Source organism: Clostridium sp. HV4-5-A1G (genome assembly GCF_900184915.1).
Classification (GTDB): Bacteria; Bacillota; Clostridia; order Clostridiales; family Clostridiaceae; genus Clostridium_B; species Clostridium_B aromativorans.
Genome location: NZ_FXYI02000171.1, coordinates 1 through 7,906 on the forward strand (window position 1 = coordinate 1; position 7,906 = coordinate 7,906).

At 31.3% G+C, this 7,906-nt stretch carries 6 protein-coding genes; all 6 read right to left on the reverse strand.

Features of this window, described 5'->3' with window-relative positions; translation table 11 throughout:
• Window positions 1-133: 133 nt before the first annotated feature.
• Window positions 134-310, reverse strand: a complete 177-nt coding sequence (locus J5G60_RS14935) for a hypothetical protein (RefSeq protein ID WP_179977730.1) — start codon at window positions 308-310, stop codon at window positions 134-136.
• 233 nt (window positions 311-543) lie between these two features.
• A complete protein-coding gene (locus J5G60_RS14940; RefSeq protein ID WP_150358684.1) occupies window positions 544-2,562 on the reverse strand; it encodes an ATP-binding protein in 2,019 nt (672 codons plus the stop codon).
• Between the two features lie 245 nt (window positions 2,563-2,807).
• Window positions 2,808-5,090, reverse strand: coding sequence for a hypothetical protein (locus tag J5G60_RS14945; RefSeq protein ID WP_150358685.1), 2,283 nt, complete (start codon window positions 5,088-5,090; stop codon window positions 2,808-2,810).
• 219 nt (window positions 5,091-5,309) lie between these two features.
• Entirely contained in the window at window positions 5,310-6,698 is a 1,389-nt protein-coding gene (locus J5G60_RS14950) for a cell wall-binding repeat-containing protein (protein ID WP_150358686.1), read from the reverse strand.
• A gap of 264 nt (window positions 6,699-6,962) precedes the next feature.
• Window positions 6,963-7,463 (reverse strand): putative toxin-antitoxin system toxin component, PIN family, encoded by a 501-nt coding sequence (locus J5G60_RS14955; RefSeq protein ID WP_150358687.1) that lies wholly within the window; start codon window positions 7,461-7,463, stop codon window positions 6,963-6,965.
• Window positions 7,454-7,774 (reverse strand): hypothetical protein, encoded by a 321-nt coding sequence (locus J5G60_RS14960; RefSeq protein ID WP_150358688.1) that lies wholly within the window; start codon window positions 7,772-7,774, stop codon window positions 7,454-7,456. Before J5G60_RS14960 ends, J5G60_RS14955 begins: the two co-directional genes overlap by 10 nt.
• Between the last annotated feature and the right edge of the window lie 132 nt (window positions 7,775-7,906).

The following is a 7,906-nucleotide window of genomic DNA, read 5'->3' on the forward strand; positions in this document are numbered from 1 at the left end:
TTACCTCATTTATATATTTACCACTGATTTTAGAATACATCATATATAATAATTCGTCAAGTAGTTATTATTTTAGGAATCGAACCTAAAATAACAAGGACTATTCATCTCCCACTTATAGAAGATAAGAGAATTACGTCCTTTTTGTTAAAATATCTGAATTTAATTCTGAAATCTTAGTATTTTGGAATTTCAAAAGCTCATTTTGTAACTCTATTTTCCTATTTTTCTCTTTTATCTGGGATGATAAATTTAACATATACAAACCATTCTGTTCTTTCTTTAATTTTGACAACAATGCATTTAACATAAAAAATTCCACCTTTCATTTTTTGTCGGCCACACGGCCAATACTAATCGTTACCTTTACAGGGTATTTGCTAATTCTCTATATACTTAATATGTGGTATTTTAAGGCATAAAAATAAGGAACTACTTGTTTTTAAGTAATCCCCTGTTTTTTCTCTTGCACGTTAACAGTATTAAAAAATTACCTTATATACCTTATAGATGGAACATAGTATATACAACTATTTTTCTCAATTATTTAAAAAGTTTATCAAATAATATTCGATTTCTTTTTTTTGCATCTTCTAATAATTTTTCATATGAAATTATTTCTATATATGCATTTAAATTTTTCGAATCATTATATCCAAAGAACCCCATTCCATCTGGCGTTTTTGTTAATGTAGCATTTTCTGCTTGTTCTACAAGGTTAGGGGTTATATCCGCAATAATATATAAATAAAAAGGTGAATTTTCAGCGATGATTATATTCCTACCATTTTTATCTTTGGCATTTCCTTTTCTTATATTTCTTGTATATTTTAAAACTTGATTTATTGGATTTTCTTCATCTGTATAATCATCTCTCATAGGCCTTTTAAATTCTATAATTGTCAAAGCATTATACGGTTTACTATCTTCATCACTTAAAGCAACTGCATTATCAATTACTAAAATATCTGCACGATCATCTGTATTTACACTAATATTCTCAATATCTTTCATCTTTATATCAGAAGCCAAATAATAATGATATGCTAAACGCTCATCTATCAACCATAAATTATGATTTTCATAATCAATATCATCCGATATAGTTTTCATAGGAAAAATCAAATTATGAATATAAGATTCCAATACATACTTACGATCGGCGTTTATATTCAAGGATTTTTCTAATAAATCTATTACTATTTTTCGATGTATTATATACTCTGCTAATGTAGATTTACCTAACTCATTTTCCTTTTCTACATATTCTTCATATTTTCTTTTATATTCATCTATATTTTTTATATTTTTGACTTTATTTTTACTTAAAAATTCCTCTCCTTGCTTTTTAACTTCATATTTAAACTTTTGTTGAATTTTAAATAATTCCAAATCCAAATCTTCTTTTTTTATATTACGCTTAATATTAGATATTTCTTTTTGCTTATGTTTTAATAAAGGTCTATATTCCGGTCTTTCTCTTTTTATATAAGCCTCTATATATTCTCTTTTTTCTTTTTTTATAGGATCTAAATACTGTTTCAAATGATTCGATATAGTACTTACAACTTCAGTTTCTATATCCTTCTTTGTTATTTCATATTTATTTAATAAATTTGCTTCCAGTAAACTATAATTAAAATTAGTTCTTTCATCGTTAACTATATTGTCAAATAATTTTCCAGATACATATGCAGAATATACAAAATCTCTATCACCGTCATTTATCTTTCCATTTAGATCTGGTATTAATTCATTTAGAGGCTCAGTTTTAACTTCCCTAGAATTAGCACAATAATGAACTCTATTTTTATTATCATCAGATTCAAATAACTTGATATGATATATATGAAACTTATTGTTTTTAACTTCAAAATTTTCTTCTTCCATATTTATAGATAAACTTTCTTTAAACTTCTTTTTTAAATCAATCATTCCAAAGTTATCCTGAATAATTACCCTAGGTGAATTTTTTTGAATAAAATATGCTAGACAATGCTCTATTATTTTCATGCCTATTTTATCCTTAGTCTTGGGAAGCTTACTGCTATACTCATCTTTCATATTTTCTAGCCTAACTTCTGTAAATAACTCATCTTGCGTATATTCATCTTTCAAATTTTTAATAGGATCACTATCTAAAACAAAAGAAAAAGATCTAATTTTCCTTTTATTATTTTTATCAACATATACACTTCTTACACTTATATCGGTAAAAGTCTTTAACCAAGTAAATCTTCCTATTCCTTTTCCACCTTTTTGCTTTTTATAAGTAGAATCTGAAGTTAAAAAAGAATCATAATTTTTATCATTGAATCCTATTCCATTGTCTCTAATTATGAAACCAATTATTGGATAATTCTCTTCTTTATCCTTATTTTCAAGTGGTTCTTGTCTCATATCTCTTAAAATATTAATAGCGATCTGTTTATCATCATTGATCTCATTTAGTTCTTCAATTGACTGAAATGAATTCACTATAGCCTCATATAATGGTAATAATATATCATTTTTAGTTATTCTCATTTTATCTACTCTGCCTATAATATCAACTTTAAACATACTATAACCTCTCTTATTTTCTGTTTAAATTAAAAATCGGATACATTATGCACCCGATAATAACATATTGACGAAAAAGTTTATCATTCATAAATTGTGAATTACGTAACTTAACCAAACAGGCTGAACTTATAATCCACTTTTTTATTACCAATATTATACCATAGAATTTAAAAATTATACAGATAAAATTTTACATAAAAAAGGAATTGCTTAAAATAAACAATTCCTTTTTGCTTATATCTCTATCCTATAGGTGTCGTATATATACCCTGATATATGTTTCCCCTTATATCAAGCTTAACCGTAGTATCTGCTGTAATATAGCCATTTGTCTCAATAGCATGGATTTTAATTATATATGGATCTCTTATCCTAACACCGTTGTCCTTTATAGTTACCGGAGTGGTAAGAGGTACATCAAAATCCACTTTTTCAGTATTATATTTCCATATCTGCCCATCAGTATACCTTGACGAAAATGTTGGAGTTGACTGAATATACCATTCCATATAAGGTGTAATAGGGACTAAATTCGTATTGTCCTTTAAGGCGCTGTTAAGTCCTTTTCCTGTTGTATGGCTGATTTCATCCGGGAATATAAATTGCAGCCTCTGTGCTGAAAAATATTGTACTGGTTTTCTGTATATGGTACCCTTGTAATCCTGGCGGTACTTCCAGTGGGACACCCAGTAATCATCATCTCTGTGATGCACCCAGTGCCCAAAATCGTGAGATTCCTCTCCCCGGCCATATAAAATACCATAGAATCCGTCTCTATTGTAAATAACAGTGCTTGGCGTATGATCATCCTGCCATCCCCGGCTGTCGGTTATAGGATATCTAAAATCATCTGAAGATGTATTTACAGTGAAGGTAACACGTTGACCTTCCTTGGCTATTGTTGCACCCGTATCCGATGCCTTGTGGGGTTCATTCTTTCTATACCATGCAGCATCAACGGTAGCTTTAACTGTAAGTACAGAGCTTTCATCACCATAGATTTTATCCTTTGCGTCGGAAATAAGCTTGTAATAGGCAACTAATGTTGTACTTTTGCTTATTGCTACATTTCCACTATTATCTGGCGTCACATTATCCCCATCTAGGACACCCCAGTGGTCAAATTCCCAGTGGCTTTGCTGTGGTGCTTGTGTACTAGGAGTCTGTGTAACCTTAAAGTTAGCTTTCCCATTTACAAGTTGCTTATTTTCCGTTACACTACCATCTTGACTTGCCTTTCCATCAAGAGTGACTGTGCCCGCATCCTTTGGACTTACCCTTACGGTGAGGTTTACTAAGCCATTTCCTGTTGTCGATGGCACAAATTTAAAACCTGCTGTGAAATATTGAAAAACTATCTGACCTGTCGATGGATCGCAAAGATAAATCTTTAAATATTTCTCTTTTTGCTTATCTTTCTCATCTCCAGTTGGTGGATTATCTTTGTCAAAACCGCCTATAACTAAAGCTGGCATACCAGACTGTACATTTGTCTCTGCCCGTGGATTAGAATTGCCTATTTTATTGGATAAGGCTAATTTTACAGCACCGGTGAAATCATTACTCTGCAGCTTCTGGGATATAGAACTTACAACACTCGCACTCACAGAATTATCAGCACTTAAAGAATAATATTTGCTTAGATTATTCTCAGGTTGCTCTGGGAAGTCATAGACATTACTTGGCAATTGTGCTACAAACCTGGCAGTTTGGGCATAGTTTGTACCACCTATTCTCACCATATCGGTGCCGGTAGTACCTATACCTGTCAAATTATCAAATGCTGCAGGCCCCTGATTGGTGCCTGTCCCCCCGAGGAAGATTGCATGTTTTGCTTTCATATTAGACAATTTTCCAGCTAAACTAGAATCTTGCGAACTAGATAACAGAATTGGATATTTAGAGCCATATAAAGTGGCAATAGCTTTAGCGTCTCTGAGATGATATACAGATTCCGTGGATATAACATATGCTCTATCGTTTCCTTCAGGAAACAGCAAATTAGTAAAATCAACCGAATCTTCCTCCTGTGATGCCTCGCTGGAATTGCCTACCTCTGAATCGATAAACGGTCCGTATGTGCTGTTGTACCAGGCTGATACCTTCTTTTGCCCATTAGAATCTGTAAACATTGTATTATCTAGATATAACTCTTTGTTAGGAATTTGGGGATCTGAAGGGACTTCAGGGATCGAAGAATCTCCGATAGGCTTACCATCTGACAAGGAATTTATCACAGTATAGGAACTATAATTCTTATCATATAGATCCATGTATACTTGTACAACGTGAGTGTTTTTGTTACTATCTTGACTTTCAGGGTTATTTTTAACAGTCCTTGCAAAAATCTTATCTAAGCCTTTTATTAAAAATCCATCAGATTTATAGATATCCCAATTTCCATTCCTCCCATAGGCGGCTGTTTTGCTGCCTACTACATTAGCAACTGCAACGGTCGCAATACCTACACATACGAAAAATGCCAGAAGTCTTCTTCTCACATTTTTTTCTTTCAATTTTATCATTTATATAACATACCTCCTTTCTCCATTTATACTTTCACTATATCCCGAATTCACTGTTATAAAATTTGATTATTTCTTGTTTATTTTCATGGTGAAAATTTTGGTTATAATTTATTTTTTTAAATAAAGGAAAGGATAATTGATAAAATTTTCTTCAAAAAAATATAACCAGCTTTAAATTTGAAGCTAGTTATACCCATACCATATAGTTTAATATATTTAATTAGTTCTAGATATTATTTGTCCATCAGCAATTACTGTTGTATTTTTTAATGACTTTAAAGAATCCAAATCATATTTACAGTTGTTTAAATGTAAATACTCTAAATTATGCAAATTGGTCATATAGTCAACATTACTAATAGACCCACCATTCATTGTCAAAACCATTAAATTTGGGAAATATTTAAGATCAATTAAATCATTATTATCATTTAATGTTAGATTTAACACTTTTTTAGCATCAGCAAGAGTTACATTAGTTTTACCAAGTGCTTTCTCAACATCCTTCTTCAAGTTTTCATCAGTAAAAGGTACCTCATCAGAGTCTTTCAATCCGTCGGGATTAGATGGAATGTCCTTGTTAAATATAGCAGATATCTTTCCAGGCAAACCATCGGAGATTACACCCGTTCCTCCAAGAAATATAGCTGAGGACAATACATTTTCAAGAGGTTCTATAGTATATGAAAAATCAGTTCCATTGCTTAATACTAGAACATAGCCCAGTTTTGCAGCCAGGGCACTTCCCGAAAGTGCATCTGGGAAAATCGTATCGCTGGCAACAGCTATTCCATGAACATTCTCCAATTTCGTACCTTTTTCAAGTTCAGATACGCTGTTATAATTGTCTATTAAAAACAGTGAAGGATTGTTTTTATAATAGTCACCTAAATGTACTACCTTATCGCCACCAACTACTTCTATGCTCCGAATATTTTTGTTGCTGGCAATTAAATTCGCAACTTTGGAATTTATTGTATTGCCATCTGAAAATAATATTGGTGCATCAGCTGAAGCAGCTATACTAAGAGCATATTGAAATTGTTGCCCTGTAGTTAAAATTGCGCCAGTATTGGAGCTTGGATATTTGGCCCACAATTGTTTTGCTATCTCAATTGCAGTTTCATACCTGTCCTTTCCTGCTATTCTGGTAACAGTGTAACCTTTAGCTTTTAAACCATTCTCTATATTTGATGAAACAACACCCGTACCACCAAGTATATATACATTTTTAGGTGAAAGCCTTGTTATTTCCTCACTTATGTTGTCTGGCAGTGCGGCTGCTCTGGTTAAAAGTATTGGTGCATCATAGCTATGTGCAAGTGGTGTCCCTGCTATAGCATCTGCAAAGTCAGCATCGTGTTCTGCACCAGCTATAAATACCGTATCAGCCTGTCTCCACCCATATTGGGATATCTTTACGGAAGTGTCATACCTATCCGTTCCTCCAAGCCTTATTACATTACTGCTGTTTGAAGCTTGTACCGTTTGTGTAGTCTGTGTATTCGCCTTTGCAACATTATTTCCCGCAAATTTAGCCGTTCCCAGAAATGACACACATACGGCTGCTGCTACCACTATTGACATTAATTTTTTACTTTTCATATCTTACCTCCAAAATAGTCACCACTTGATGCTATTATTTTCCGTCACCCTATGATTTTATTATACTATCCTGCTCTGACCGTATCAAATGAAAACAGGATACTACAACACATTTTTATTTTATTACAGAAAGAGTTTTAGAAAATTTGATAATAATTTGGCTTTTTCCATGGTTAAAATTCGGGTTGTTTTTTGCAATATAAAAAGACCTGAGATTTTTCTCTCTAAGTCTATATTAATTTTAACCTAATATACGAATTTTCTTTATCTTCGCATCATATTTATAAAATTATTCGGATTATATATCTCTATTTGTTTTCCAGTACAAGTCTTTATTTGTTTATGATACACACACTCAAAATGCCTATCATTTTTTGTAATTATGATAGGACAATCCGAATCTATCGCCAAATTTATAATTTTATTATCTTCTGGATCTTCAATACAGAATTTACCTCTTGAACTAACATTAACAATCTTTGAATTATTTATAATCATTTCACATACATCACTATAACAATCATATAGAGTTGCCATAAGTTCCTCGACTACTGAATCAATAAATCCTTTTTGGTTTAATGTTTTTATCAAAGCATTTATTACAACTTTAGAAGGTATAAAAATATATTCCTTCAATAATCCCTTAGACATAATAGGAGTTATATCCTTTTTACGAATCAAATGTAATATTTCCCAGCAATCCTCACAATTTAATTGATCAAATATTGCATCTATTAATATATTGGTATCAACTATTACTTCCATTCACTACGCATTTCCTTTATTGCTTTATTTATATCTTCCTGATCAATATTTAATAAATCTTTTAAACTCTTTCCCACTTTTTTTAATTTTAGCATTTGATTATATTCATCATTTATATTTTTTTCTCTGTCAATTACATTTTCCATATGCTTATCCCCCTTGTTTTTTTGTCGCTCATTATTGAGCATATCACTATTAATTGTCTTATTACTCTTAATATTATTTCCTTCATTAAGTAGTATTTTTTGTTTATTTTCTTTGGATTTATTTTTTTTGTTGCTATTATTAGATAGCATATTTTTTTTATCCATTAAATACATCTCCTTATATTATATTTGACCATAATATAATTATAAAACATTTTGGAAATATATCCAATGAATTTTAAAACAAAATATATTCTACCTGTATATTATAAACATCTACGAGCCAACGAGACCGTA

What these genes read in the sequence shown, in the direction of transcription:
- J5G60_RS14960 (WP_150358688.1), bottom strand. Translation starts at nt 7,774, where the DNA reads ATGGATAAAAAAAATATGCTATCTAATAATAGCAACAAAAAAAATAAA.
- J5G60_RS14955 (WP_150358687.1), bottom strand. Translation starts at nt 7,463, where the DNA reads ATGGAAGTAATAGTTGATACCAATATATTAATAGATGCAATATTTGAT.
- J5G60_RS14935 (WP_179977730.1), bottom strand. Translation starts at nt 310, where the DNA reads ATGTTAAATGCATTGTTGTCAAAATTAAAGAAAGAACAGAATGGTTTG.
- J5G60_RS14945 (WP_150358685.1), bottom strand. Translation starts at nt 5,090, where the DNA reads ATGATAAAATTGAAAGAAAAAAATGTGAGAAGAAGACTTCTGGCATTT.
- J5G60_RS14940 (WP_150358684.1), bottom strand. Translation starts at nt 2,562, where the DNA reads ATGTTTAAAGTTGATATTATAGGCAGAGTAGATAAAATGAGAATAACT.
- J5G60_RS14950 (WP_150358686.1), bottom strand. Translation starts at nt 6,698, where the DNA reads ATGAAAAGTAAAAAATTAATGTCAATAGTGGTAGCAGCAGCCGTATGT.